The 26,848-nt window shown below is 66.5% G+C and carries 20 protein-coding genes; 8 read left to right on the top strand and 12 right to left on the bottom strand.

Annotated elements, in window-relative coordinates:
- Both DOE79_RS15840 and DOE79_RS15835 read right to left on the bottom strand, forming a co-directional pair.
- The gene (locus DOE79_RS15840) at positions 1-834 is read right to left on the bottom strand and encodes a prepilin peptidase (protein ID WP_342767929.1); all 834 of its coding nucleotides are present in this window, start codon (positions 832-834) and stop codon (positions 1-3) included.
- On the bottom strand, positions 831-2,561 hold the full coding sequence (locus tag DOE79_RS15835; RefSeq protein WP_162942801.1) for a hypothetical protein: 1,731 nt from the start codon (positions 2,559-2,561) through the stop codon (positions 831-833). The genes DOE79_RS15840 and DOE79_RS15835 overlap by 4 nt, the downstream gene beginning before the upstream one ends.
- A 25-nt stretch (positions 2,562-2,586) precedes the next feature.
- Between DOE79_RS15835 and DOE79_RS20655 the strand changes: the two genes are divergently transcribed.
- Entirely contained in the window at positions 2,587-2,796 is a 210-nt protein-coding gene (locus DOE79_RS20655; protein WP_162942800.1) for a hypothetical protein, read from the top strand.
- Here the strand turns inward: DOE79_RS20655 and DOE79_RS15830 are convergent.
- The 6 genes from DOE79_RS15830 to DOE79_RS15805 all read right to left on the bottom strand — a co-directional run bounded on the left by DOE79_RS15830 (position 2,747) and on the right by DOE79_RS15805 (position 9,174).
- Complete coding sequence (locus DOE79_RS15830; protein WP_220094247.1) at positions 2,747-3,358, bottom strand: hypothetical protein; 612 nt, start codon at positions 3,356-3,358, stop codon at positions 2,747-2,749. The two genes, DOE79_RS20655 and DOE79_RS15830, sit on opposite strands and share 50 nt — an antisense overlap.
- Positions 3,355-3,744, bottom strand: coding sequence for a type IV pilus modification PilV family protein (locus tag DOE79_RS15825; protein WP_162942799.1), 390 nt, complete (start codon positions 3,742-3,744; stop codon positions 3,355-3,357). The genes DOE79_RS15830 and DOE79_RS15825 overlap by 4 nt, the downstream gene beginning before the upstream one ends.
- A 163-nt stretch (positions 3,745-3,907) precedes the next feature.
- Positions 3,908-4,354, bottom strand: coding sequence for a prepilin-type N-terminal cleavage/methylation domain-containing protein (locus tag DOE79_RS21100; RefSeq protein WP_120339338.1), 447 nt, complete (start codon positions 4,352-4,354; stop codon positions 3,908-3,910).
- Positions 4,355-4,499: 145 nt separating this feature from the next.
- Positions 4,500-5,729 (bottom strand): type II secretion system F family protein, encoded by a 1,230-nt coding sequence (locus DOE79_RS15815; protein WP_120339337.1) that lies wholly within the window; start codon positions 5,727-5,729, stop codon positions 4,500-4,502.
- Positions 5,729-7,483 (bottom strand): PilT/PilU family type 4a pilus ATPase, encoded by a 1,755-nt coding sequence (locus tag DOE79_RS21065; RefSeq protein WP_281270248.1) that lies wholly within the window; start codon positions 7,481-7,483, stop codon positions 5,729-5,731. The genes DOE79_RS15815 and DOE79_RS21065 overlap by 1 nt, the downstream gene beginning before the upstream one ends.
- A 20-nt stretch (positions 7,484-7,503) precedes the next feature.
- Positions 7,504-9,174 (bottom strand): GspE/PulE family protein, encoded by a 1,671-nt coding sequence (locus tag DOE79_RS15805; protein ID WP_120339336.1) that lies wholly within the window; start codon positions 9,172-9,174, stop codon positions 7,504-7,506.
- 180 nt (positions 9,175-9,354) lie between these two features.
- Here DOE79_RS15805 and DOE79_RS15800 point away from each other — a divergent pair, with 180 nt between their 5' ends.
- A complete protein-coding gene (locus DOE79_RS15800; RefSeq protein ID WP_162942798.1) occupies positions 9,355-9,597 on the top strand; it encodes a hypothetical protein in 243 nt (80 codons plus the stop codon).
- Between the two features lie 92 nt (positions 9,598-9,689).
- On the opposite strand, the gene DOE79_RS15795 is transcribed toward DOE79_RS15800, so the two are convergent.
- From DOE79_RS15795 to rpoB, 4 genes are all read right to left on the bottom strand, one after another.
- On the bottom strand, positions 9,690-10,370 hold the full coding sequence (locus DOE79_RS15795; RefSeq protein ID WP_120339334.1) for a hypothetical protein: 681 nt from the start codon (positions 10,368-10,370) through the stop codon (positions 9,690-9,692).
- Positions 10,371-10,442: 72 nt separating this feature from the next.
- Positions 10,443-11,138: a hypothetical protein gene (locus DOE79_RS15790; RefSeq protein ID WP_120339333.1), complete on the bottom strand. Its 696-nt coding sequence runs from the start codon at positions 11,136-11,138 to the stop codon at positions 10,443-10,445.
- A gap of 377 nt (positions 11,139-11,515) precedes the next feature.
- Positions 11,516-15,412 (bottom strand): DNA-directed RNA polymerase subunit beta', encoded by a 3,897-nt coding sequence (locus tag DOE79_RS15785; protein ID WP_120339332.1) that lies wholly within the window; start codon positions 15,410-15,412, stop codon positions 11,516-11,518.
- Between the two features lie 44 nt (positions 15,413-15,456).
- Entirely contained in the window at positions 15,457-18,948 is a 3,492-nt protein-coding gene (gene rpoB / locus DOE79_RS15780; protein WP_120339331.1) for a DNA-directed RNA polymerase subunit beta, read from the bottom strand.
- A gap of 299 nt (positions 18,949-19,247) precedes the next feature.
- On the opposite strand from rpoB, the gene DOE79_RS15775 reads away from it, so the two are divergent.
- The 6 genes from DOE79_RS15775 to mgtA all read left to right on the top strand — a co-directional run bounded on the left by DOE79_RS15775 (position 19,248) and on the right by mgtA (position 26,769).
- The gene (locus DOE79_RS15775) at positions 19,248-20,117 is read left to right on the top strand and encodes a spermidine synthase (protein ID WP_120339330.1); all 870 of its coding nucleotides are present in this window, start codon (positions 19,248-19,250) and stop codon (positions 20,115-20,117) included.
- 386 nt (positions 20,118-20,503) lie between these two features.
- Positions 20,504-20,932 carry a hypothetical protein gene (locus DOE79_RS15770; RefSeq protein ID WP_084021440.1) on the top strand — a complete coding sequence of 143 codons (429 nt, stop codon included), beginning with the start codon at positions 20,504-20,506 and terminating at the stop codon, positions 20,930-20,932.
- A gap of 213 nt (positions 20,933-21,145) precedes the next feature.
- A complete protein-coding gene (locus DOE79_RS15765; protein WP_120339329.1) occupies positions 21,146-22,288 on the top strand; it encodes a PQQ-dependent sugar dehydrogenase in 1,143 nt (380 codons plus the stop codon).
- Positions 22,288-22,779: a SprT-like domain-containing protein gene (locus tag DOE79_RS15760; RefSeq protein ID WP_066597755.1), complete on the top strand. Its 492-nt coding sequence runs from the start codon at positions 22,288-22,290 to the stop codon at positions 22,777-22,779. The genes DOE79_RS15765 and DOE79_RS15760 overlap by 1 nt, the downstream gene beginning before the upstream one ends.
- 129 nt (positions 22,780-22,908) lie before the next feature.
- Complete coding sequence (locus DOE79_RS15755; protein ID WP_120339328.1) at positions 22,909-24,018, top strand: lysylphosphatidylglycerol synthase transmembrane domain-containing protein; 1,110 nt, start codon at positions 22,909-22,911, stop codon at positions 24,016-24,018.
- Between the two features lie 231 nt (positions 24,019-24,249).
- A complete protein-coding gene (gene mgtA / locus DOE79_RS15750; RefSeq protein ID WP_162942797.1) occupies positions 24,250-26,769 on the top strand; it encodes a magnesium-translocating P-type ATPase in 2,520 nt (839 codons plus the stop codon).
- Positions 26,770-26,848: the final 79 nt, after the last annotated feature.

Below are 26,848 nucleotides of genomic sequence, written 5' to 3'. Positions count from 1 at the left end.
CTAGGCCAAACCGAACGAGGAAAGGTAGGCGTGCCAGATGAACTCACCGGCGAGCACGCCCACCCAGGTGCCCGCAAGCATCCAGGGACCGAACGGAATGCCGCCTTTGCGGCTGACCCGTTTGGTGACCACCAGCACGATGGCGAAGATTCCCCCGAGCAGGAACGCGCCGAACGCCCCGACCGCTAGCGGTCCCCAGCCGAGCCAGCCCAGGTAGAGGCCCAGCAGCCCGGCGAGTTTCACATCGCCGAACCCCATGCCGCCCGAGTACGCGAGGGCGAGCACCAAGTAGAGCGACCAGAGTGCCACCAGGCCGATGCCGGCGGTCAGCAGCCGGCCGTAGTCACCGGAGAGAACGGACGACAGCGTCAGCAGCGCTGCGCCGACCAGATACGAGGGCAGCACGATCTTGTCGGGCAGGGTGTGGGTGTCCAAGTCGATGAGAGCCAGGGCCACGCTGACCGCGGCCAGATACAAGAAGGCCAGCAGCAGCAACCCCACCCCGGGCGACACGATGGTCTCGCCGGTCGCGACTCCGCTGAGCGCCCACCAGGTTACGAGGGCAAAAAAGACGCCGGTCCCCAGTTCCACCAGTGGGTACCGCGGTGAGATGGGCGCCTGGCAGTCCCGGCACTTGCCGCGCAGGAGCAGCCAGGACAGCACCGGCACGTTGTCGCGCGGGCGGATCGCGTGGCGGCACTCCGGGCACGCACTCGGCGGCGACACGATCGACAGGCCTTTGGGCACCCGGTACACCACAACGTTGAGGAACGAACCGATCAGTGTGCCGAAGAGCGCGAGAAGGACCATGGCGATAGCGGCACCGGCCGTCACGGTGTGTCCCTCGCGTCAAACCGGGCCGTTTGGGTGGCGGTGACGGATGCTCCGGCTCCCGCGGGCGCTGTGACCCCCGGCACTGTGATCTCAGCCATGTAGAACGTGCTGTTGTTGGGCATGCTGGTCGTTCCGGAGTACATCTGCCCGTTGAACCCGGTCATCGCGTTCGACATGACGATGTCGCAGGGGGTGTAGAAAAACGACTTGGTGTCGGTGATGGTGAGGTTGTCCGTGCGGATGTCGCCGAAGACATCGGCAGGGTCGGCAGCGCAGCTAGGTCGCGTATAGGTCGGAACCGATGGAATCGGCGTGTTCCAGGTCGCCAGGTCGGTGCCGGCGGTCTTCTTGGAGTCGGACGGCACGATCAACATCAGGGTATGGCTGGTGCCCGCCACGGACGACTTGACCTTGGCGTTGTTGCTTGTGACGAACCCCGCTTGACTCATGATGGCCAGGTCCCCGGTCAGCTTGACTTCGGTGCCGTTCCAGGAGATCGGAGCCGTGCAGCTATCCGCGATGAGAAGTTTCTTTCCCAGCCATCCGGCCGCGATCGTTGTCTGCACGTCTGCGCAGGCGACGTGCTGGATGTTCCAGCCGGACCACTTCGCTGCCAGGCCCGCATCCGGATACATGTTGATGCGAGGCAGGCTCTCTCGCGGCGGAGCGACCACCCGGGTGTTGGTGGGGAAATTGAGCGGCGCTGGGATGGCCGACATGGGGATGGCCGGCTGGGCGGGAACACAGGGGTGGATGAACGAGGTGGAGCAGGAGGAGGCGGCGTTTCCAATTCGGTCCACCGGCAATGCCGACCCCGCTCCGACGGCCGCATAGCCGCCCACCCGGTATCCAGAGCTACCAAAGTTATCGGCGGTCAGTGAGCCCATGGTGGACACGACGTTGCCACCCACGATCAGCTCTGCATTCGTCGTACCGAGGGCGATGTTTCCCTTGGCGTAGAGACCTCCAGCTACCTTCGGACCGTTGCTCAGGCTGATGCCGCTTTCGATGGACACCACTGAACCGCACACTTTGGCGTTGTAACCGCTGAGGGGGCAGGCTTGGGCATTCGTCATACCGGCAATGGAGACGCTCCCGTTGGCGACGACGGACCCTCCGACAAAGCCCGTATCCAGGTTCACACCAGTGGCCGGGGAACCGCTTCCGCCGACCGAGTACAGGTCACCGCGAATCTTCAACTGCGAGGTGAGGCTGGCGCTTCCGCCCACCCACACCGTGCCTGAAATATCGCACTGGTTGGGCCCGCTGAAGTCGCCTTGAGCGAATACCGAACCTTGAACCACGGGGTTGTTCGCCGCGCACGACACGTTTCCGTTGCTGTACAGGCTGGCCGGCACAGGAACCGCAGGGTTGACCATCAGGTTCAGATTGTTGGTCAGGTTCAGGTCGCCGTCACTGAAGACGGCTCTATCGAGAGTCACCGTGCTGGGGTGCACCACGATGTCGAACAGCGCGGTGATCGTGCGCTGATTGCCCGCGGATCCACCTGCAACGCCCGGGCTGGACGGAACGCCCGTTGAGTTGACCACTGCCTTGGAAGGAACCCCGGCGACCGTGGCCCCGCTGCACGCCAGAGCGGCTCCGGTTGCACCGAAGTAGGCGATGGTTGTGCTGTACGACCCAGTTGGAGTGGATCCGCTGCTGGCACATAAGAACGTGCCGCCGCTCAACGCGACCCAGGCGGTATCGACTCCGGCGTCGGCCACGGCACGAGCCTGCACAGTTGCCCGTGTGGACGTGGTGAAGGACACCGCGCTGATCGCCGAACTCGTGATGGCGATGGCGATGATGGCGGTCACCGCCATGATGCCGATCACAGTGATCAGGGCGAAGCCCGAGTCCGAATTCTCGGTGGTGCCCCGGCGTTCTCCGAGGCGGGCCTCGATCAGGTTCAGAAGCATGTCGTGGGCCCTGTTCCTCCTGCGGCGGCTTGCCGCTTAACAACCGTGTTGGGAATCAGAACCAGGTTCACAGCGTCTGACGAGACCTTGAAGCGAAGGATGACGTTGGTGCCGTCGGAGCCGAAAAACGCGCCGCCGGCGCCGTCCGGGCTGACCCCGTCTCCGAGAAACAGCCACGGAGCGGCGTGCATGTTCGTACCGGCCAGAGGAATGGGGATCGCCGCGGTTCCGCTCTTGGCCCAGAAGAAACTCTTGGTGGCGCTGGCGTAGTACCAGGCCTGACATTGCCAGGTGACCACGCCGGCAGAGGTACCCACGGCAACCCTGGCTCGGAGCAGCTGGCCCGCCGCAACGGTGGGCTCCGCCTGAATATCGGACGCATTCCGCGCGCCCTCCTCCACTGATTGGGAGATGAGCTGGCCCAGGCTGGATGTCTCGGTCAGACCACGCACCTCGTGTTCCACGGTGAGCGAACTGATGAGCATGCCCCCCACGACAGCGAGAATGACGACGGAGAAGAGGCAGTAGATGAGCAGTTCGACGAGCGTGTAACCGTCGGCACCTCGCTCGGCAGCCGACACAGCTCGAACGCGAATTCTCATGGACCCACGACCAGGGTTGCGCTGGTGAGGTAGATACGAGTGGTGGCCTGAGCCAGGATCTCCGACGAACCCTGAACCCGTACCTGGGCGGTGTAGTCGATGGTGCCGGGGTAGGTCGCCGGGCACGAGCCGGCGATGCGGGTCATCTCCAACTTTGTGCCGCGGGGGTCGGTTTCTAGCAGCCCGACGGTCTCGTGGGCATGGGCGGTGATGACCGCACAGTTCTTGCCGAGCCTTCGGGTGACGTCCATCTGCTCATTGACCAGCTGAGTAGCAGTGGCCAGAGTCACATTGTTGGAGGAGAGCTGTGCCGAGGAGATCAACAGCGGCAGCAGAGCCATGGCCAAAATGCCGAGCAAGAACATCGCGATGACGATTTCGATCATGCCGAATCCAGCGTTCTCGCCGCATGAAGCACGTCTAATTTTCACTAGTGGCATAGGAGCTCGATTGCTTTCATCCGCGTGTGGAGCTGTCTTCAGAATCGACCGGAGAGGCTAGGGGACGTGTTCGTCCGAGCCCAGCCCCGCCGATCGTTCCGTTCTGCGGTTAGTGGACCTTGACCGCCGCGCCTGCGTCGCTAATGGTGTAAACGTGCGCGGTCGCCGCTGCCAAAGCAACTGTGGGCTCATTCCACCAGCCGCTGATTACGAAATGTTGGTTCGGGGCGGTGCCAGAAACCACCATGCTGACGGCGATGCTCGCGCTGGGGGTGTAGGTCGCAAGGTGGCCGGTGTTGAGAGACGTTTCCACGGTTGCGAGGTCAGTTCCCTTCACGAGTTCGGCGACTACAGAGGTCTTCGCGTTGGTAATCGCCGCTGCGACAGAATTGTCTTTCGCGGTGTCCTGCTGGCCGAGGAAGATCGGAATGGCCACGGCGGCCAGGATTCCGATGATGAGGACGACAACCAGAAGCTCGATGAGCGTGAAGCCCTTCTGCTTTCCGTCGAGCGATGCGCGCTTCTTGGAGAGCGCTTCCATTGATGTGCGGATCATTGCATGTCCTGTTCATGTAGGGATGACTGGAAGCGGTGTTGCCCGTCCACCTTGAGGCTAGGGTTGAGGGTTTGACCGCCGATAACCCTCATTCTGGGGGTTTGCTGGGAAATCCCACCCCCAGTGCGGGGCACCCCCGAAGGGCCTACTTCACGTAATCAAAAATGCTGAACATGGGCAGATACAGCGCGACGATCATGCCGCCGATCACCACACCGATGAAGGCGATCATGAGGGGCTCTATCAGCGCTGTGAGCTGCTCTGTGGTCGACTGCACCTCTTGGTCGTAGAAGTCCGCCACCTTGTCGAGCATCTGCTCCAGAGCGCCGGAATCCTCGCCCACTGCGATCATCTGGGTGACCATGTTGGGGAAGATCGGTTCCTTCATCAGCGGGCCGGCAATCGACTCGCCCTGCCGCACCGACTCCTGCACATTCTTCAGGGCCGTTTCGATTACCCAGTTGCCGGAGGTCTCCCCCACGATCGACAGGGAGTTCATCAGCGGCACGCCGGCACCGATCATGGTGGAGAAGTTGCGGCTGAACCGGGCGATCGCCAGCTTGGTCATCAGCGGGCCGAACACCGGCAGTTTGAGCTTGAGCGGGTCGACCCGTCGGCGCACGGCCTCGGAGTTTTTGTTCTTTCGCCACCAGAAGGCGAACGCCACGCCGAGTACGACGAGCAGCGGACCGAGCCAGATCATGATGCGGGACAGCACCACGAGTATCTGGGTGGGGATGGGCAGTTCGCCGCCGAGACCTTTGAACATGCCCTCGAACACCGGAACGATGAAGATCAGCATGCCGATCACCGCGACGACGGCCATGATGAGCACGATCACCGGGTAGGCCAGGGCCGATTTGATGGTGCCGCGCAGCTTCACCTCGGACTCGAAGTTGCCGGCCACGGCGTTGAGGGACTTCTCCAGAAAGCCGCCGGTCTCGCCGGCCCGCACGAGGTTGATCATGATGGGTGGCAGAACGGTGGAGTGTTTGGCCATCGCCGACGACAGCGACGACCCGGTCTCCACATCCGTTCGGATGGCGCCGAGGATCTCGGCCAGCTGGGTGTTCTCGGTCTGCTCGGTGAGGATGTTCAGCGTGCGCAGCAGCGTGAGCCCCGACGACGTCATGGTGGCCATCTGCCGGCTCATCACGGCGAGGTCCTTCAGCGACGGCGCCTTGCTGAAACCCGGGATGTTGATGTCGCGCTGCAGCCCCGTGCCCGTGCCCGCCTCGGTGATCGAGACGGGAGTGAGCCCCATGGTGCGCAGACGCGAGGTCACCGCGATCTCGGAGGGCGCATCCACTCGACCCGTGACGACCTTGCCGTTGGCGTCGCGGCCCTTGTAGCTATAGGCCTGCGCGGTGGCCATCAGTACGCTCCCGGCGAGTAGGCGTCGTAGTCAGGGCCGTTGGTGGCCAGGCTGATGGGTTCTTCGATTTCGGTGCGGCGGATGAGCTGGGCCAGGCTGTCCAGGTCGTGCGCCTTGTCTTCGGCGGACTGCCGGGTGATCAGGCCGGTGTTCACCAGGTCGGCGAGGTGCTGGTCCATGGAGTGCATGCCCTGCTCGCGGCCGGCCTGCATGGCCGAGGAGATTTGGTAGGTCTTGCCCTCGCGGATCAGGTTCGCGATGGCGGAGGTGGTGAACATCACCTCGGTGGCGACCACCCGGCCGCCGTCGACCCGTTTGACGAGGGTCTGGCAGACCACGCCCTGCAGGGTGGCGGCGAGCTGGGAGCGCACCTGCGCCTGCTGGTGCGGCGGGAACACGTCGATCATGCGGTCGATGGTCTGCGGGGCGCTCTGGGTGTGCAGGGTGGCGAAGACCAGGTGCCCGGTCTCGGCGGCGGTGAGCGCCACCGAGATGGTCTCCAGGTCGCGGAGTTCGCCGATGAGGATCACGTCGGGGTCCTGCCGCAGCACGTGCTTGAGCGCGGCGGCGAAGCTGTGCGTGTCACTGCCCACCTCGCGCTGGTTGACCAGCGACTTCTGGTGCCGGTGCAGGAACTCGATGGGGTCTTCAACGGTGACGATGTGGTCGGTGCGCGTGCGGTTGACCTCGTCGACGAGGGCGGCGAGCGTGGTGGACTTGCCCGAACCCGTGGGCCCGGTCACGAGTACCAAGCCGCGAGGCATGGCGGCGAACCGGCTCACCGATTCGGGCACGCCGAGGTCCTTGAGCTGTTTGATGTCGCGGGGAATCAGACGGAACGCCCCGCCGATGGAGCTGCGCTGCTGGTAGTAGTTCACCCGGAACCGGGCCCCGTTCGCGGTGAACGCGAAGTCCAGTTCCAGCTCCCGCTCGAACTCCTCGCGCTGGGCGGGGGTGAGGATGCTGTGCAGGGCGGAGGAGACCTTGTCGACCATCCAGCGGCTGGTGTTGTCGAGCGGGCGCAGCGACCCGTTCACGCGGATGCACGGCGGCGCGCCGACGGTGATGTGCAGATCGGACCCGTCGAGGTCCAGCACCTCCTGCAGGGCGTCCATGAGGTCGCGGTCGGGGCCGCCGGCCTCTTCGGCGCTGCGCTGGGCCCGGCGGGGCCGGCCCCCGGGCACAGCGATGGTCGGAGCGGGCGCGGCGAGCGGCACGGCGGCCGGCTGAGTGAGCCGTGGGCGCAGTACCCGGGTGCTGGTGGAGTCTTCCAGCGCCGAGCGGGTGAGGTCGGGCCGCACCTGCGTCGGGTACTCCGGGTCGACGTAGGCCGCGGAGGGAGCCGGCAGGTCGTAGGCGGGATCGGCGTAGGCCGGGTCGGCGTACACCGGCGGCGGCTGCGTGGCCGGTGTGTAGGCAGGCGGGTCATAGGCCGGCGGCGTGTACACGGGCTGTACCTGCGTAGGCAGGGCCTGGGTGGGCGGCTCCACCGGCAGCAGGTAGGCGGGCACGGAGGGTTGCGGGTACGCCGGCAGCACATCCGTCGGCAGGTCGTAGACGGACTGGTACGGCGCCGGCGCCGGCACCGCCGGGGGCGTCTCGGCGGGCTGATCGTAGATGGACCGGTAGGGCGGAGTGGCGGGCGCGGCCGGGGGTGTCTCGACGGCCGGCTCGACCGGCGGGTCGGTGGTCGGTTGTGTGGACCGCGGCGGCTGGGGCGGGGTCACCGGAATCTCGTAAATGGGCTGGTTCATGCTGATGTGTCCCTTCGGCGCTACGCGACCACGCGCAGAATCTCTTCGATGGAGGTCAAACCCATCCGAACCTTGGCCCAGCCGTCGTCGCGCAGCGAGACCATGCCCTGGTGCCGGGCCGCCTTGGCGATGTCGGCGCTGGACGCCTGCTGCACGGTGAGGCGCTCGATCTCCTCCGAAACCGTCATCACCTCGTGCACCGCGATGCGCCCGCGATACCCGGTGTTGGAGCAGCTCGAGCAGCCGACCGGCTTGTAGAGCACCGGCGCCTGGAGGTCCAGGCCTGCGTTGAAGCGCAGGTGCGCCAGCTCGGCGGGGTCGCGCACATCCGAGGTCTTGCACCGGTCGCAGAGTCGGCGGGCCAGCCGCTGCGCGACGACACAATCGAGCGCGGAGCCCACCAGGAACGGTTCGATGCCCATCTCAGTGAGCCGGGTGACGGCGCTCGGGGCGTCGTTGGTGTGCAGGGTGGACAGTACGAGGTGGCCCGTGAGGGAGGCTTCGATGGCGATCTGCGCGGTCTCGTGGTCGCGGATCTCACCGATGAGAACCACATCCGGGTCGCTGCGCAGGATGGACCGGAGGGCGCTGGCGAAGGTGAGGCCGGCCTTGGGGTTCACCTGCACTTGGTTGATCCCCGCCATGCGGTACTCCACGGGGTCTTCGACAGTGATCACGTTGATCTCGGCCCGGGCCACCGTGTGCAGGGTCGTGTAGAGCGTGGTGGACTTGCCGGACCCGGTCGGTCCAGTGACCAGGATCATGCCGTAGGGCTTGGAGTAGGACCGCTTGTAGGCCTGGAAGTTGCCCTCGAGCAGGTTGAGGTCGCCCAGGCTCATGGAGGTGCTCGAGTTGTCGAGGATCCGCATGACGACCTTCTCGCCCCATACCGTGGGCAGGGTGGCCACGCGCAGGTCGATCTTGCGGCCGCCGTGGCTGACCGACATGCGGCCGTCCTGCGGTTTGCGCCGTTCGGCGATGTCGATGTCGGCCATGATCTTCAGCCTCGAGATCACGCCGTTCTGGATGCTCTTGGGGGCCCGTTGCATCTCGTGCAGCACACCGTCGATGCGGTAGCGCACGCCCAGGCTGTGCTCGCCGGGTTCGATGTGGATGTCGGACGCCTGGTCCTGGATCGCCTGGCTGACCAGCAGGTTGACGAACCGTACGATCGGCGCATCGTCGTCGAGGGAATCGCTGACCCCGAAGGCGTTGCTCTCTGCGGGCGCCTGCTCCTCTTCGAGGGTGGTGGTGAGGTTGCTCAGCTCGTCGTCGGCGCGGTGGTAGCGGGCGATGGCGGCAAGCAGGTCCTGCCGTTCCACGATCACCGGGCTCACGCCCATCCGGGCGGCTCCGCCCACGTCGTCCAGGGCGAAGACGTTGCCGGGGTCGACCATGGCCAGCACCAGGCGGCCGTCGGCCACGTTGATGGGCAGCACCTCGTGCCGCCGGCAGACGGCCGGGGTGACGAGGGACACCGCGACGCGGTCGACGGGGTAGTCGAGAAGCTCCACGAAGGGCAGGCCCACCTGGGCGGCGCGGGCCTTGGCCAGCTGGATGGCGGTGATCACACCGTTCTCCACGAGGGACTTGGCCAGGGACTCGTCGGCAGAGTCGTCGGTCATCACGGCGTCAAGCTGCTCGATCGGCAGGTGGCCCTGCAGGATCAGGATCTCGGTCAGAGTGGGCATACGACCCTCCCCCTGACGGCGTGTGCTGGGCAAACTCGGGCAGAACGACTCGAGGTGTCTGGTGACAGCTCACGTTATCGCCGCCCGTCCTGGGCCCGACAGTCCCGCAACAGGGGGGCCCCCTCGCCGGCCCGGACTGGGGATCGCGCGGCAGGGTCCCACGCTGTGACGCTGTGAGCCATGAATCCCTTCGCTTTGATCAGCCTCTACGCAATTCTCGGCTGGGTGATTGCCGGCACATCAGGGCTGCTGCTGCTTTACGGCGTCGTGCGCGTGGCCGTCAGCCGGGGCCTGCGAGATCACCAGAAGTGGATGGAGAAGCATCGTCCGCAGACCATCGAGCAGAATCGGCCGGCGTCCCCGCGTACGTCGGTGGGCCAGTACTTCGGCTACGGCCTGGCACCTCTCGATCCACCACAGTGACGCTGGTGGGCATGACCCGACCTCATTCGCGAGCTGTGAGCTGAGCCCTCAATCGGGCGGGGTTGTGGGCCTTGCTCAGAGGTCGCGGAGGGTTAGCTGCCGGCCCACAGGGTGTTGACGATGTCGTGGGTGTAGCCGTCGGGCCCCGCGTTCGTGTAGCGGGTGGCGAGCCACACCTCACCCCGGAGGAAGTGCGATTCCCCCACCAACGCACCGCCGCTGTCGCTTTCGGTGAGGCAGCGCAGCCCGCTGAGCTCCTCGTAGCATCCGTAGCCGAGCTCGGCCAGCCGGTCGGTGACTGCCGTGGTCTGCTCTGGGCTCAGCCACACCACGCTGGTGTCGACACCGCTGTCGGACGGCCCGGTCGGGCTGGCCCAGTGGCATGTCAGGTGCGGGGACGCGGTGATCACGCCCACCAGCTCCGGGTCGTCGGCGCCGTCGCCCACGTCGGCGCCGGGCTCGGTGGTCCATTGGGGGTTGAGCACGAGATCGCCGAACGCCTGCTTCATGGCGGGGCTGTAGATCTCGGCGCAGGAGGTCGGCTGCGGGGTACCCGGTGCCACGACCGGCGTGGGAGAGGCGACGGGTTCGGGGGCGGGCGACTCCGTCGGCGCCGGCCGGGCGCCCGCGTCGGTCCCGGGCGAGTTCGCCGGCCGCGGCAGGTTGACGACATAGATGGCCACGATCACGACGAAAACCGTGACGATGCCGCCCAGGATGAGCAGCACCCAGGTGCGGCCCGGGGTGATGGTGGGCGTTGCGTGCGACGGCATCTGGCCTCCCTGTGCGCTCCGCGGAGGATTTTGCGCACAGCATAGCCCGGCCAGGGCAGAGGAGGCTGGTGGTTAGGCGCCTGCCCAGATGGTGCCGACCATGTCGAGGGTGTAGCCATCCGGCCCGGCGTTGACATAGCGGGTAGCCAACCAAATGCCGTCGCGCAGGAAGTGTGACTCGCCGGCGATGCCCTCCTCGCCCTGTGCCGTCTCGACCACACAACGGATGCCGCCGAGTTCCTCGTAACAGTTCTCGCCGAGGGCAAGCAGCCGCTGGTGCGCCGTCTCCGACTGCTCGGCGGTGACGAAGACCACGTTGGAGGTGAGTCCGCTGCCGGAGCCGCCGTTGGGGTCCGCCCACACACAGGTGAGGTGCTCCGCGCCGTCGATGAGGGAGCTGAGCTCGGCGTCGCTGGTGCCGAAGAGCACCCCTGACGAGTCGGACTCGGTCCAGTCCGGGTTCAGAGCGCCCGTCTGGGTGAGGGTGGCCAGCATGGTCGGGCTGTAGATCGCGTCGCAGGTCGTGGGATGCGGGCCGGCCGGGGTGCTGGGCGAGGGGGTGGCGCTGGCCACGGCAAGCGGCTCGGCCGAGGTAGTCGGAGTGGGTCGGGTCTCCTCCGCGGCACTGCCTCCGGGGGTGCCCGCTCCGCCGCGCCACACCACGAGCACCACGATGAGTGCCACCACCAGCAGCACACCGACCGCGCCCAGCGCGAACCAGAGCGGACGCCGGGACGGCGACCCGGTCGGCAACGTTGCAGCACCCATGCAGTGATCCCCCTCGAAGAATTTCCCCCAGCCTAGTGGCGATGCTGCGCCGGTCCGGGCGCCCCGCCAGAGCTCGCGAAAGCGGTCAGGTGGTCGCGTCAGGGGCGCCGCAGCACCCGTTTGACCGCTCTCGCGGACGTCGGGGAAGGTACGGCGAGTGAGGGCTGGCGCACGGAAGGGCTGATGCGTTCGAAGGGAGTGCGCGGATTGCGTGAGGGCTCGGCGCGGAGCATGATGGGGGTGAGCCGCCGTGTGTTCATGACTCCTAGTTGCGCGACCTGGTCCGCACTGTCTGTCGCACGGCGGTTCGTCATGTGCTCGTTAACGGGGAATGGCCCCCTGCCGAAGCAGAGGGCCATCCTTAGAATCAACCTCGGTTAGTTGTACGTACCGGGGGTGAAGTCGTCCGACGAGAAGCTGTCGAAGTCGACGAAGCTCAGGTCACCCTCGGTGAACGCTGCATCATCGGTGAAGATGCGGTTCGGGTAACGCTCAGCCTTGGCTTCATCCGTTGCCTCGACGTTGACGTCGCGGTAGCGGGGAAGACCGGTGCCGGCCGGGATCAACTTACCGATGATCACGTTCTCCTTGAGGCCCATCAGCGGGTCGCTCTTGCCTTCCATGGCCGCCTGGGTCAGAACCCGGGTGGTCTCCTGGAAGGAAGCGGCCGACAGCCACGACTCGGTAGCCAGCGAAGCCTTGGTGATACCCATGACTTCCTGACGAGCCGAAGCCGTCTTCTTGCCCTCGGTGAGCGCGGTGCGGTTGAGTTCGTTGTACTTCAACCGGTCAACGAGCTCGCCCGGCAGCAGGCCGGTGTCGCCGTGCTCCACAACAGTCACCTTGCGAAGCATCTGACGAACGATGACCTCGATGTGCTTGTCGTGAATCGGCACGCCCTGCGAACGGTAGACATCCTGCACGCCACCGACGAGGTGCTTCTGCACCGCGCGGACACCCTTGACTCGAAGAACTTCCTTCGGGTCGACGGCGCCGATGATGATCTGCGTGCCGAGCTCCACGTGCTGGCCATCCTCGACGAGGAGGGTCGCACGCTTGAGCACCGGGTAGGCGATGGCTTCGTCACCGTTGTCGGGGGTCAGGATCACCTTGCGGCTACGATCCGTGTCCTCGATGGTGATGCGGCCGGCAACGTCGACGATCGGCGATGCACCCTTGGGGGTACGCGCCTCGAAGAGCTCCTGCACCCGGGGCAGACCCTGGGTGATGTCGTCTGCGGATGCGGAACCACCGGTGTGGAAGGTACGCATGGTCAGCTGCGTGCCGGGCTCACCGATCGACTGTGCGGCGATGATGCCGACGGCCTCTCCGATGTCCACGAGCAAGCCGGTAGCGAGCGAACGGCCGTAGCAGACCGCACACACACCGACGGCAGACTCGCAGGTCAGCACCGAGCGCACCTTGATGTTCTCGACGCCGGCCAGAACCAGCTTCTCGATCATCACGTCACCGACGTCGTCTCCGGCGTCAGCGACGACCTCGCCCTTGGCGTTGACCGCGGGGGCGGCCAGGCTGCGAGCGTAAACCGCGTTCTCCACGTTGGGGTGACGCGAGAGAACTCCCGCGGCATCCTTCGTGGCGATCGGCAGGTCGAGACCCTTGGTCGTGCCGCAGTCGTCTTCGCGGATGATGACATCCTGCGAGACGTCGACGAGACGACGCGTGAGGTACCCGGAGTCTGCGGTACGCAGAGCGGTGTCGGCCAGACCCTTACGAGCACCGTGAGTAGCAATGAAGTACTCGGCGACGGACAGGCCTTCGCGGTAGCTCGAGATAATCGGGCGAGGGATGATCTCACCCTTCGGGTTATTAACCAGACCACGCATACCGGCGATGTTTCGCACCTGCAGCCAGTTACCACGAGCACCAGAGGTGACCATCCGGTTGATCGTGTTGTCAGCCGGGAAGTTCGCCTGCATGGCCGCGGCGACGTCTTCGGTCGCCTTGGTCCAAATCTGGATGAGCTCCTGACGACGCTCGAGGTCGGTCGTGAGACCCTTCTCGAACTGCGTCTGGACCTTCGCGGCCATCTTCTCGTACGTGCCGACGATCTCCTTCTTGTTCGGAGGCGTCAGGATGTCGCTGAGCGCGACGGTCACACCGGAACGGGTGGCCCAGTAGAAGCCGGCGTCCTTGATGCGGTCCAGCGTTGCCGCTACTTCCACCTTCGGGTACCGCTCTGCCAGGTCGTTCACGATGGCCGAGAGGGTGCCCTTGTCGGCAACCTTCTCGAAGTACGGGTAGTCAGCCGGCAGCGCCTCGTTGAAGATGGCGCGGCCCAGCGTGGTGTTCACCAGTACGGTTCCGACGGCCTGACCGTCGACCAGCTCGACACCGTCGGGCTGGGTGCCCTCGGTGAAGTACAGGTCGCTGATGCGGATGCGCACCTTGGCGTTGAGGTCGAGCGACTTCTGGTCGTGGGCCAGGATGGCCTCCGAAACAGAGGTGAACGCGCGGCCTTCGCCGGTGACGCCGTCCTTGAGCGTGGTCAGGTGGTGCAGACCGATGATCATGTCCTGTGTGGGCAGGGTCACCGGACGGCCGTCGGACGGCTTCAGGATGTTGTTCGAGGCGAGCATCAGGATGCGCGCTTCGGCCTGGGCCTCCATGGACAGCGGCAGGTGCACAGCCATCTGGTCACCGTCGAAGTCGGCGTTGAACGCCGCACAGACGAGGGGGTGCAGCTGGATGGCCTTACCCTCCACGAGCTGAGGTTCGAAGGCCTGGATACCGAGGCGGTGCAGCGTGGGTGCACGGTTCAGCAGAACCGGGCGCTCACGGATGATCTCCTCGAGCACGTCCCAAACCTGCGGGCGGCTGCGCTCGACCATGCGCTTGGCGGCCTTGATGTTCTGAGCGTGGCTCAGGTCGATCAGGCGCTTGATCACGAACGGCTTGAAGAGCTCCAGAGCCATCTGCTTGGGCAGACCACACTGGTGCAGCTTCAGCTGCGGGCCGACGATGATGACCGAACGGCCGGAGTAGTCAACGCGCTTACCGAGCAGGTTCTGACGGAACCGACCCTGCTTACCCTTGAGCATGTCGCTCAGGGACTTGAGGGCGCGGTTACCGGTACCCGTGACCGGGCGGCCACGACGACCGTTGTCGAAGAGCGCGTCAACGGCCTCCTGCAGCATCCGCTTCTCGTTGTTCACGATGATCTCGGGAGCACCGAGGTCAAGCAGACGACGCAGACGGTTGTTGCGGTTGATCACACGACGGTAGAGGTCGTTGAGGTCGCTGGTCGCGAAGCGGCCACCGTCGAGCTGCACCATCGGGCGCAGTTCCGGCGGGATGACCGGCACGACGTCGAGCACCATCGCGGCCGGCGAGTTGCCGGTCATGATGAAGGCGTTGACGACGCGCAGACGCTTGATGGCGCGGATCTTCTTCTGACCCTTGCCCTCGGCGATCTGCAGGTGCAGGTTTTCGCTCTCGGTGACCAGGTCGAACGCCTCGAGGCGCTTCTTGATGGCCTCGGCGCCCATGTAGGCCTCGAAGTACATGCCGAAGCGGTCCTGGAGCTCGTGGAAGACGGAGTCTTCCGGCTTCAGGTCGCCGACCTTGAGGGTGCGGAAGTCTTCCCACACACGCTCGAGGTGAGCGATCTGCTCGTCGGCCGACTTGCGGACCTGGGACATCTCCTTCTCGGCGGCGTCCTTGGTGCGCTTCTTCTGGTCGCTCTTGGCGCCTTCGGCCTCCAGTGCTGCGAGGTCGGTTTCGAGGCGCTGCAGGCGGTCGGCGATGCGGGAGTCGCGTGAACCTTCGAGGGTCTTGATCTCGAGGCGCAGTTCGTTCTCCAGCCCAGGCATGTCCTGGTGGCGTCCGTCTTCGTCGACCTCGATGACCATGTAGGCGGCGAAGTAGATGACCTTTTCGAGGTCCTTCGGAGCCATGTCCAGCAGGTAACCGAGACGCGAGGGCACACCCTTGAAGTACCAGATGTGCGTGACGGGGGCGGCGAGTTCGATGTGGCCCATGCGCTCACGGCGCACAGACGACTTCGTGACCTCTACGCCACAGCGCTCACAGACGATGCCTTTGAAGCGCACTCGCTTGTACTTGCCGCACGAGCACTCCCAGTCGCGGGACGGTCCGAAGATCTGCTCTCCGAAGAGGCCATCCTTTTCGGGCTTGAGCGTGCGGTAGTTGATGGTTTCGGGCTTCTTGACCTCACCGTGCGACCAACGACGGATGTCGTCAGCGGTGGCCAGGCCAATGCGAAGCTCGTCAAATGTTGTTACGTCGAGCAATTTCTCTCCTTGGAAAGTTTTCGAGTATTCGTCAGTGGCCAGGCTTAGATGTCGTCGATTGAGGACGACTCAAACCGGGTGGAAATGTTGATGCCCAGCTCCTCCGCTGCGCGGAAGACCTCGTCATCCGTGTCGCGCAGGCTGACTGCGGTTCCATCGGCCGAGAGCACCTCGACGTTCAGGCACAGCGACTGCATTTCCTTGATCAGAACCTTGAAGCTCTCGGGGATACCGGGTTCCTGAATGTTCTCGCCCTTGACGATGGCTTCGTACACCTTGACGCGGCCGAGGATGTCGTCCGACTTGATGGTCAGGAGTTCCTGCAGGGCGTAAGCGGCTCCATATGCTTCGAGCGCCCACACCTCCATCTCACCGAAACGCTGTCCACCGAACTGTGCCTTACCACCCAGCGGCTGCTGCGTGATCATCGAGTACGGGCCCGTGGAGCGTGCGTGGATCTTGTCATCGACAAGGTGGTGCAGCTTCAGGATGTACATGTATCCGACCGCGATGGGCATCGGGTACGGCTCGCCGGAGCGGCCATCGAACAGCTGCGTCTTTCCGGTGGAGTCGATCAGGCGGTCGCCGTCGCGAGTCAGAGTCGTCGAGTCGAGAAGACCGGCGATTTCCTCCTCGAGCGCGCCGTCGAACACCGGGGTCGCGACCTTGGTGTTCGGGGCGGCGCTGTGCGCGGCTTCGGGCAGACGGCCGGCCCACTTGGGCTTGCCCTCAACCTGCCAGCCCTGCTTGGCGATCCAGCCGAGGTGGGTCTCCAGGACCTGTCCGAAGTTCATTCGACCGGGGATGCCCAGCGGGTTCAGGATGATGTCGACCGGGGTTCCGTCGGCGAGGAACGGCATGTCCTCGACCGGCAGGATCTTGGAGATGACACCCTTGTTGCCGTGACGACCGGCGAGCTTGTCACCCTCGGTGATCTTGCGCTTCTGGGCGATGAAGACCACAACGCGCTGGTTGACGCCCGAGCCGAGCTCGTCGTCGCCATCCTGCGAGTCGAAGACCTTGACACCGATGATGGTGCCACGCTCACCGTGGGGAACCTTCAGCGAGGTGTCGCGAACTTCGCGGCTCTTCTCGTTGAAGATCGCGCGCAGCAGGCGCTCCTCGGCGGAAAGCTCGGTCTCGCCCTTCGGCGTGACCTTGCCCACGAGGATGTCGCCGGGGCGAACCTCGGCACCGATGCGGATGATGCCGCGCTCGTCCAGGTCTGCAAGCAGATCCGGGGAGACGTTCGGCAGGTCGCGGGTGATCTCTTCCTTGCCCAGCTTGGTGTCGCGCGCGTCAACTTCGTACTCTTCGATGTGAATCGAGGAGAGAACGTCGTCCTTCACCAGGTTCTGGCTCAGGATGATGGCGTCCTCGAAGTTGTGACCCTCCCATGACATGAATGCCACGAGGAGGTTCTTTCCGAGTGCGAGCTCACCGTTGTCGGTAGCGGGACCATCGGCGATGACCTCGCCGGCCTCGATACGCTCGCCGGCGTTGACGATGACGCGGTGGTTGTAGCTGGTGCCCTGGTTGGAGCGGCTGAACTTGCGCAGGTAGTAGTCCTGAGTTCCACCCTCGTCGAGCTGGATGGTTACGACGTCAGCCGACACCTCCATGACCACACCGGACTTCTGTGCGGTGAGCACGTCACCGGCGTCGATGGCCGCGAAGCCCTCCATACCGGTTCCGACCAGCGGGCTGTCGCTGAGCAGCAGCGGCACAGCCTGACGCTGCATGTTGGCACCCATGAGTGCGCGGTTAGCATCGTCGTGCTCGAGGAAGGGGATGAGCGAGGTCGCGACGGACACCATCTGGCGCGGCGAGACATCCATGTAGCCGATGTCTTCTGCGGGGAAGAGGTCGACCTCTCCACCCTTCTTACGGGCCAGAACTCGGCCCTCAGCGAAGCGGGCGGCCTTGGTCAGCGGGGCGTTGGCCTGCGCGACGATGTACTCGTCTTCCTCACTTGCGGTGAGGTAGTCGATCGTCGTGGAGACGACACCGTCGATGACGCGACGGTACGGGGTCTCGATGAAACCGAAAGCGTTGATCCGCGCGAACGAGGCGAGCGAACCGATCAGGCCGATGTTCGGGCCCTCAGGGGTTTCAATCGGGCACATGCGGCCGTAGTGGGACGGGTGAACGTCTCGCACCTCGACGCCTGCGCGGTCACGGGACAGACCACCCGGGCCCAGCGCGGACAGGCGACGCTTGTGCGTCAGGCCTGCGAGCGGGTTGTTCTGGTCCATGAACTGCGACAGCTGCGACGTACCGAAGAACTCCTTGATCGCGGCGACGACGGGGCGCACGTTGATCAGGGTCTGCGGGGTGATCGCTTCGATGTCCTGCGTGGTCATGCGCTCGCGAACGACGCGCTCCATGCGGGACAGGCCGGTGCGGACCTGGTTCTGGATGAGCTCGCCGACGGCGCGGATACGACGGTTACCGAAGTGGTCGATGTCGTCGATGTCGATGCGGATGTCGGTCTCGACGCCGTCGCGCGTGCCGCGGATCGTGGTCTGGTTGTCGTGCAGCGCAACCAGGTACTTGATCGTGGCCAGGATGTCCTGGAGCGTGAGGACGGAGTCGCTCAGCGGCGCCTCGAGGCCCAGCTTGCGGTTGATCTTGTAACGACCAACCTTGGCCAGGTCGTAGCGCTTGGAGTTGAAGAAGAAGTTGTCGAGCAGCGCACGCGCGGCCTCGGCAGCAACCTGTTCGCCCGGACGCAGCTTGCGGTAGATGTCCTTGAGGGCTTCTTCCTTGGTGAGGATGTTGTCCTTCTCAAGGGTGAGCTCGATGGACGCGAAGCCCTTGAATTCTTCGAGGATCTCTTCGGAGGTGAGGCCGAGAGCCTTGAGGAACACCGTGACGGACTGCTTGCGCTTGCGGTCGATGCGAACGCCGACCTGGTCGCGCTTGTCGATCTCGAATTCGAGCCAGGCACCACGGCTCGGGATGACGCGGGCGGAGTAGATGTCCTTGTCGGAGGTCTTCTCCTGTTCGCGGTTGAAGTACACACCGGGCGAACGCACCAGCTGCGACACGACGACACGCTCGGTGCCGTTGATCACGAAGGTGCCCTTGGGGGTCATCAGCGGGAAGTCGCCCATGAACACGGTCTGGGTCTTGATCTCACCGGTGAGGTGGTTCATGAACTCAGCGTTCACGTACAGCGGTGCGGAGTAGGTCTTGCCCTTTTCCTTGCACTCGTCGATCGTGTACTTCTCCGGCTCGAGCTCCGGGTTGGTGAAGGACAGCTGCATCGTCTCGCTGAGGTCCTCGATGGGCGAGATCTCCTCGAAGATCTCGTCGAGGCCGGTACGGGTGGGCAGGTCCTGTCGACCGGCCGCCTGTGCCTCGGCGACGCGAGCCTTCCAGATGTCGTTGCCAACGAGCCAGTCAAAGCTTTCGGTCTGCAAAGCGAGCAGATCGGGAACCGTGAGATTGTCGGTGATCTTTGCGAACGAAAGACGGCCAGCGGCTCGTCCGTTCTTGGGTGAATTGGTGGTTGCGTTGCGCGCAGCAGCCAAGGAAGTAACCTCCGTGGACCCCGTCAGGTCTAATCACTGTTAGTAATTTGGTATGGACTCCACAGATCCTGCAGCTGGGATGTCTATCCGCGATATGAGGACATCCGGCGCAGTAATGTGCTGCAAGGTGGCTTGAGCACGCAAAGCCGACCGCAATATGAAGGCAGAGTTAAATCTGGGAGCGCAAAGGTCAACTATATGCGCTCTGACTCGCCATGTCTACTCGAATGTTGACCTTCGTCAAATTCTCAGGTATAACCCGGTTTAAGGGTGGCTGGTGGGGCTGTCAGACTGGGGGAATGAGCAGGGGCGAGCACGAGCATCCGACGATCACGCTGAAACTGAGCGGGCACCAGGCCGTGATCGAGCCCGATCGCTTCACGCCGGGCAGCTACCAGCTCGTGGTGGACGGCACGCCACAGTCGCACGTCAACATCGACAACCCCGATGAGCTGTTCTTCGAGTACATCCAGCGCATCGGGCATGTCATCGACCTGATCGGCGACCCGGGCGAGGCCATCACGGCCGTGCACCTGGGCGCCGGCGCCCTCACCCTCCCCCGCTACGTAGAGGCGACCCGGCCGGGGTCCCGGCAGCAGGTGGTGGAGATCGAGAGCGACCTCATCGACTTCGTACGCGCCGAACTTCCCTGGGACAAGCGCGCCAACCTGCGCGTGCGGCACGGCGACGCCCGCGAGGTGCTCGGCAAGCTGCCCGCCGGGCTGCACGGATCCGTCGACCTCGTGGTGGTCGACATCTTCTCGGGCGCCCGCACCCCCGCGCACGTGACCAGCCGGGAATTCTACGAACTGGCCGCTCCGCTGCTCTCGCCGCGCGGCGTGCTGGCCGTGAACGTGGCCGATGGCCCCGGACTCGCCTTCGCCCGCGGCCAGGCCGCGACCCTGTCGGCGGTGTTCGGGCACGTCATCGGCCTGGCCGAGACGCAGGTGCTCAAGGGGCGCCGGTTCGGCAACATCGTCTTCGTGGCCGCACACACCCCGCTCGACCTGCACTGGGTGCCCCGCCTGCTGGCCGGCGGCCCGCATCCGGCCAAGGTGGTCGAGGGCGCCGAGCTCACTCAATTCATGGCGACCGCGTCGGTGTCAACGGATGCGACGGCCACGCCGTCCCCGCTGCCCGGCCGCACGGTCTTCCAGATCGGCAACTAGCGCGATTGTTCCGTCGCGGACCGGCGCTTCCCGGCCCGCGCATCGGCGAGTGTTCCCCGTTCGGACAAATGGTTCCCGCGCGCCGGGCGCAGAAGTCCGCGCGGGCAACAGTTACACAGCACTCCGGGCGCAGAAGTCCTCACGGGCAACTGCTGGGGGCGTGAATGCGGATGGAGCGCCGCGGCACGCCCCGCCCGCGGGGGCCGGCGCGGCCGGGTCGGGTTACCCTTGAGAGGAACCCGATCTCACCCGCGGCACCCCTCGGCCGCCCAGTCAAGGACATCATCCTGACCATCATCACTGGCTACGACGCCGTCACCCTCCGGGAAAAAGTCGATCTCCCCGCCGCCGCCGAACGACTCGACGACCTTGGCAAACTCCGCAGCTTGTCTGCCCTCAACGAGAAGGTCACGCTGCTGCGCCTGCTCGACCGCCTGGACGAGGCGTTCGAGATCGCCAATCAAGCGCTACGCCAGGCGCGGTTCACCGGCGACCGGCAGGACTTCGTTCTCTGCCGCATCCGCCGCGCCCAGGTGATGCAGTTTCAGGGCAAGCTCGAGGAGGCCGCCGCCGAGCTGACGCAGTGCGTGCTCGAGTCGGAGACGCACGAGTGGAATCTCACGGCAGCCTTCGCCCGGGAGACCCGGGGCAAGGTGCAGTTCGAGCAGGACGAGCTCGAGGGTGCCCTCACCGATTTCACAGCCGCGGTGTTCCTGCGCGAGAAGGCCGGGGCATCCCCCGACGAGCTGGAGAGCGCGCTGATCGCGGTCGCCGTGGTGGAGTCCTTCATCGGCGAACGCCGCACCGACCGCTGAGTCGCGGCTTCGCGCCGGGCCTCGCGCGGCACTCGCTGCACTGCTGCCCGGATGCGCCGGATGGCGTCGCCCGCACATTCGCTGCACCCCCTGTGCGCCACCGCGCCCGCTATAGGGGGCGCAGCCGGCCACACGAGGTGCAGCGAAAGGTTCTGCATCCGAGGTCGCCCTGATTTTGGTGGTTTCCCTGCCTTTCATGGCATTCTTCAGGTGATGCATCACAGACGAGTTTGGGGCGGCCTGGTGGCCGCGAGTACGGTCGCGCTGCTCTGCGCCTGCGCGGCGAGCGCCCCGCGTCTCAGCGTCAGCTCGAGCACCCCGGCGCAGCCGACTCCCGAGGTGACGAGCACGGCCCCGGCCACGGCTTCGGCGCCCGCGCCGGTGCATCCGGTCGGCGACCCCGTGGTGATCGCCGAGGGCCTCGACGTCCCGTGGTCGATCCTGCGCCTGCCGAGCGGGGCCACGCTGATCAGCGAACGCGACACCGCACTCGTGCGGGAACTGCTGCCCGACGGTAGTCTGCGTGACGCCGCGACCGTTGCCGGGGTGGTGCCGAACGGCGAGGGCGGGCTGCTCGGGCTGGCGTACCTGCCGGGGGACGACGACACCGGCTGGGTCTACGCGTATTTCACCGCCGCATCCGACAACCGCATCGTGCGGATGCCGGTCACCGGCGCCGCGGGCAGTCTCGGACTGGGCGAGCCGGAGAGCGTGCTGACCGGTATTCCCGCGGCCGGCAACCACAACGGCGGCCGGCTCGAGTTCGGACCCGACGGCATGCTCTACGCCACCGCAGGCGACGCGGGCAACACCGGCAACGCGCAGAACCTCGACTCGCTGGGCGGCAAGATCCTACGGATGACGCCCACCGGCGAGGTGCCGGCGGACAACCCGTTCGGCACCCTGGTGTACTCCTTCGGGCACCGGAACCCGCAGGGTCTGGCCTGGGATTCCGCCGGGCAGCTCTGGGCCAGCGAGTTCGGCCAGAACACCTGGGACGAACTCAACCTCATCACCGCGGGCGCCAACTACGGCTGGCCAGAGGTAGAGGGCATCGGCCAGACACCCGGATTCACCGACCCGGTGCAGCAGTGGTCCACCGACGAGGCCAGCCCGAGCGGGCTCGCGAGCGTCGGCGACACCCTGTTCCTGGCCGCGCTGGGCGGTGAGCGGATGTGGCGGGTCGACTCCTCCACAGGCACCGTGGACGACTGGTTTGTGAACAGCTTCGGCCGGCTGCGCGACGTGGTGTCGGGTCCCGGCAGCACACTGTGGTTCGTGACGAACAATACCGATGGCCGCGGCTCCCCCTCCCCCGGCGACGACCGCCTCTACCAGGTGCAGGTGGCGCCCTGATGGCCGACCTCGTGCGCGTGCGCCGTTGGGCCGACGCGCTGATCGCCCTGCACCTCGACCCCAGTTGGACGTTCGATTTCGACAACGCCAAGAAGCGGGCGGGGCTGTGCAACTTCACCCTCAAGCGCATCACGGTGTCGCGCTACCTCGCCGCCCGGTACGGCGACGACGAGATCCACCAGATCCTGTTGCACGAGGTGGCGCACGCCCTGGCCGGTGCCCGCGCCGGCCACGGTCCGGCCTGGCGCAGCGTGGCCGCCGGTCTCGGCTATGACGGCAAGCGCACCCACGACGGGGAGATCGCCGACGACCTCGCCCCCTGGGTGGGCACCTGCTCGGCCGGCCACACGCACTACCGCTACCGCAAGCCCACCCGGCCGCTGGCCTGCGGCCTCTGCGGACGCGGCTTCACCGCCGCGCATGTGATCACCTGGGTGCGGCGGGAGATCACCCCCGCAGCCCGCCGCAAGGCGGCCGCCGCCGCGCGCTGAGCCGCTCGTTCTCGGCGCGACTGGTCCCCGTACGGCGGATGCGGAGGGGCGCGCGCGGGTGGAGACTGTGACGTGAGCACACGCGTGCGAGCCGCATCCCGACCACCGACGTGTGCGTGGGAGTGGGCCATGACCGACGACGCGGACCTGGTGCCCGAACCCGGTGCGCCCGAGCCCGGTCTGCCCGGCACCGGCACCGAGCCGCCCCACCCGGCGGCCACGGCTCGGCGCCGGCATCCGCTGGTCATCGCCGCGTCGGTGCTGTTGCTGCTCGTGATCGTGGGGGTGGTGCTCGTGCCGCAGTACGCCAGCGGCGTGCGGGCGCTGGAGTCGTTCGGGTCGATCTCGCCGTCGCTCGTGCTGGCCGCGCTCACCCTCGAGCTGGCGTCGCTGCTGTGTTACAGCGCCCTGTCGGCGGAGATGATCGGGCCGCCCACGCCGCGTTTCCGCACGCTGCTGCGCATCGACCTCACCGACCTGGGTATCCGGAATGCGGTGCCCGGCGGCGGCGCCACGGCCGCGGCCGCCCGGTACCGGTTTCTGCGGCAAGCGGGCGTGCGGCCGGAGAACGCGCTGACGGCCGCGACCATCCAGCTCACCGGGTCGAACCTGGCTCTCGGCGCCCTCTTCGCCCTGGGCGTGGCCCTGTCGTTGCGCACGTTCTCGGACAACCTCTACTACCGCGTCGCCGGCATTGCGGTGCTGGCCCTGCTGGCCGCCGCGGCTCTCGCGGTGTGGCTGCTCACCCGGCACCCGGCCCGATCGGTCACGGCGGCCCGTGCCGTGGCGCGCCGGCTGCCGCTGGTGACCGAGGCCGGAGCGGAGTCGTTCGTGCGCACGCTGGGCGGTCAGATCCGACTACTGGCCACGCATCCGCGCCGGCTGCTCGTGGTGGTGGTGCTGTCGGCCGCGAACTGGCTGCTGGATGCGGCCGCCCTGTGGGTGCTGCTGGCCGCGTTCGGGTATCCGCTGGCATTCGGCCCCCTGCTCACGGTCTACGGGCTGGGCACGATCGTCGCGATGCTGCCGCTCACTCCGGGAGGCCTGGGCATCGTCGAGGCCGTGATGGTGCCGGCCCTCATCGCGTTCGGTGCCCCGCGCGGGGCCGCGCTGCTGGGGGTGTTGGGCTGGCGGCTGCTCGAGTACTGGCTGCCGCTGCCTCTGGGCTTGGCCGCCTGGCTGTCCCTGCGGCGGGGCAGCTCGCGCCGGAGGGACAGCCCCGGGCACCCACCGGAGTGAACCAGCGCGGACGCGGATGCTCGCGGGCGCACGCACGCCGGCCGAGCCCGCTCGATTGGGTGCGCGCATCCGCTCACCGGCCCCGACACAAGCAACTGGTGCCGGATCGGACTTTTGCACCCGGCACACCGGGCGCAAAAGTCCGCAAGGGGAACAGAAGCCGCCAGGGCGGCCGGGGCCGGGTCGGCGCGAGCGTACGCTGAGCATGTCCGCATCCGTCAGGAGCCTCGAGTGACAACAACCCGCCCCATCCGCACGCCCCGGCACACCCCGCCGGACCCCGCGGCGGCCAGCTTCTGGGCGCTCTCGGTCGACGAGGTCGCCGCCCTGTTCCCGGCTCCGGACGCGGCCGCCGCGCCGCTCGCCCGCACCCGCGGACACTCCCGGTTGCGGTCGTGGGCCGGCATCGTGCTCCGTCAGTTGTCCAGCCCGATCACGATGATCCTGCTCGTGGCGGCCCTGATCGCCACCGCAACCGGCGACAACGTCGACGGCGGGGTGATCCTGCTCATCGTGGTGCTCAGCGCCGCGCTCGGCGCCTGGCAGGAGGGCCGGGCCGCGGACGCCGTGGCGAGCCTGCTCGCCAGCGTCGCGGTCACGGTGCGCGTGCAACACGGCGATGCCCTGGTGGACCTGCCCACCGACGCGGTGCGGCCGGGCGACCGGGTGGTGCTCGGTGCGGGCGACATCGTGCCCGCCGACTGCCGCCTCGTGGACACCGACGACCTCCAGGTCGACGAATCCTCGCTCACCGGGGAGTCCTTCCCGGTTGCCAAACTAGTCGGCGGCCCGCTCCCCGTCGATACCCCGCTGGCGCAACGCAGCAATATCCTCTTCAACGGCACCAGCGTGGTCAGCGGCAAGGCCGTGGCCATCGCGGTGCTCGTAGGTGCCGACAGCACCTTCGGGCACATCTCCACGGCGCTGGAGAAGCGGGCTGAACCCACCAGCTTCGAAACCGGCATCCGGGCGTTCGGCATGCTGTTGCTGCGCGTCATGGTGGTGATGGTCGCGGCAATCCTCCTGATCAACCTGGTGCTCGGCCGGCCCCTGATCGACTCGCTGCTCTTCGCCCTGGCTCTGGCGGTGGGCATCACCCCGCAGATGCTGCCCGTGGTGGTGTCGGTGAGCCTGGCCGCCGGCGCCCGCCGGATGGCCCGGCAGGACGTGATCGTCAAGCGCCTCGACGTGATCGAAGACCTCGGCTCTATGAGCGTGCTCTGCACCGACAAGACCGGCACCATCACGGCCGGCAGCGTGCGCGTCGACCGGGCGCTCGACGCAGCCGGGCAGCCCAGCGAACGAATACTCGACCTCGCGGCGCTCAACGCCGGCCTGCAGTCCGGGTACCCCAACCCGCTCGACCGTGCTGTGCTGGCCCGCCGGCCGCTGCCGCCCGGCGCGGTGGTGCTCGACGAGGTGCCTTACGACTTCGCCCGCAAACGCCTCACGGTGGTGGCCGACGTCGCCGGGCAACGCACCATGATCACCAAGGGCGCCTTCGACGGCGTGCTGGCCTGCTGTTCCCGCGTGGACACGGCCGACGGCATCCGCCCGCTCGATCCGATCCGGGCAGAGATCGCCGACCGCTTTCGCCGGTTGAGCGCGGACGGGTATCGGGTGATCGGGCTGGCCACGGCCCCGGTCGACTCGGACCGGCCGCTGCAGGTGGACAACGAACACGACCTTGTGTTCGTGGGATTCCTCGCGTTCCTCGACCCGGTCAAGGAGGACGCCCGGGCCTCGCTGGCGGAACTGGCGGCGCTGGGCATCCGCACCAAGATCCTCACCGGCGACAACCGGTATGTGGCCGCGGCGCTCGCTCCGCAGCTGGGCATCGACGCCGGACGGGTGGCCGTGGGTGCCGACTTGGCGGGCCTGGGCCAGGCGCAGGTGCACGAGCTCGTGTCGCGCACGAGCATTTTCGCCGAGGTCGAGCCCAGCCAGAAGCAGGTCATCGTGGCGGCGCTTCGCGATGCCGGCGAAACCGTGGGGTTCCTCGGCGACGGCATCAACGACGCCACTGCGCTGCACGGCGCGGATGTGGGCATCTCGGTGGACACCGCCGCGAGCGTGGCGAAGAAGGCCGCCGCTGTGGTGCTGCTCACCAAGGAACTCGCCGTGGTGGCAACCGGGGTGCGGCTCGGCCGGCACACCTTCTCCAACACGCTCAAGTACGTGCGGGTGGCGTCCAGCGCCAACTTCGGCAACATCCTGAGCATGGTCATCGCCGCGGCGACGCTGCCGTTCCTGCCGATGTTGCCCGGTCAGATCCTGCTGCTGAACTTCCTGGCCGATATCCCCAATACCCTGGTGTCACGCGACAACGTCGACCACGAACGGCTCGAGGTGGCCGGCGTGTGGGACATGCGCCAGGTGACCCGGTTCATGATCATGTTCGGGCTGCTCAGCACGGTGTTCGACCTGGCCACCTTCGCGCTGATGCGCTGGGTGTTCCACACCGATGCCGCCACCTTCCGCACGGGCTGGTTCATCGAGTCCGGCCTCACCCAGTTCGTGGCGATGATGACCCTGCGCACCAGCCGGCCGGCCTGGCGCAGCCGCCCGGACGGGGTGTTCTTCTGGGTGAGCCTGCTCGTGGCAGCCGCCACGGTGACGCTCACCTTCACCCCGCTGGGCGCGCTGGCGCAGTTCGTGGCGGTGCCGCCGGCCCTGCTGCTGGCCCTGTTCGGCATGGTGCTCGGCTACGGGCTCGCGAACGAGGCGCTCAAGCGGTTCGTGCGGTTCTGAGCGCAGCGCCCCGGCGGCGGGCGCGGCATCCGTGTACCGAGGCTGACTGTTGCCCGATCGGACAATTGGGCCCGGCTTA

The sequence above is a fragment of the Cryobacterium soli genome (genome assembly GCF_003611035.1).
GTDB lineage: Bacteria > Actinomycetota > Actinomycetes > Actinomycetales > Microbacteriaceae > Cryobacterium > Cryobacterium soli.
Note: the sequence above shows the minus strand (reverse complement) of the source record. Positions and strands in the feature narration are given on the sequence as shown.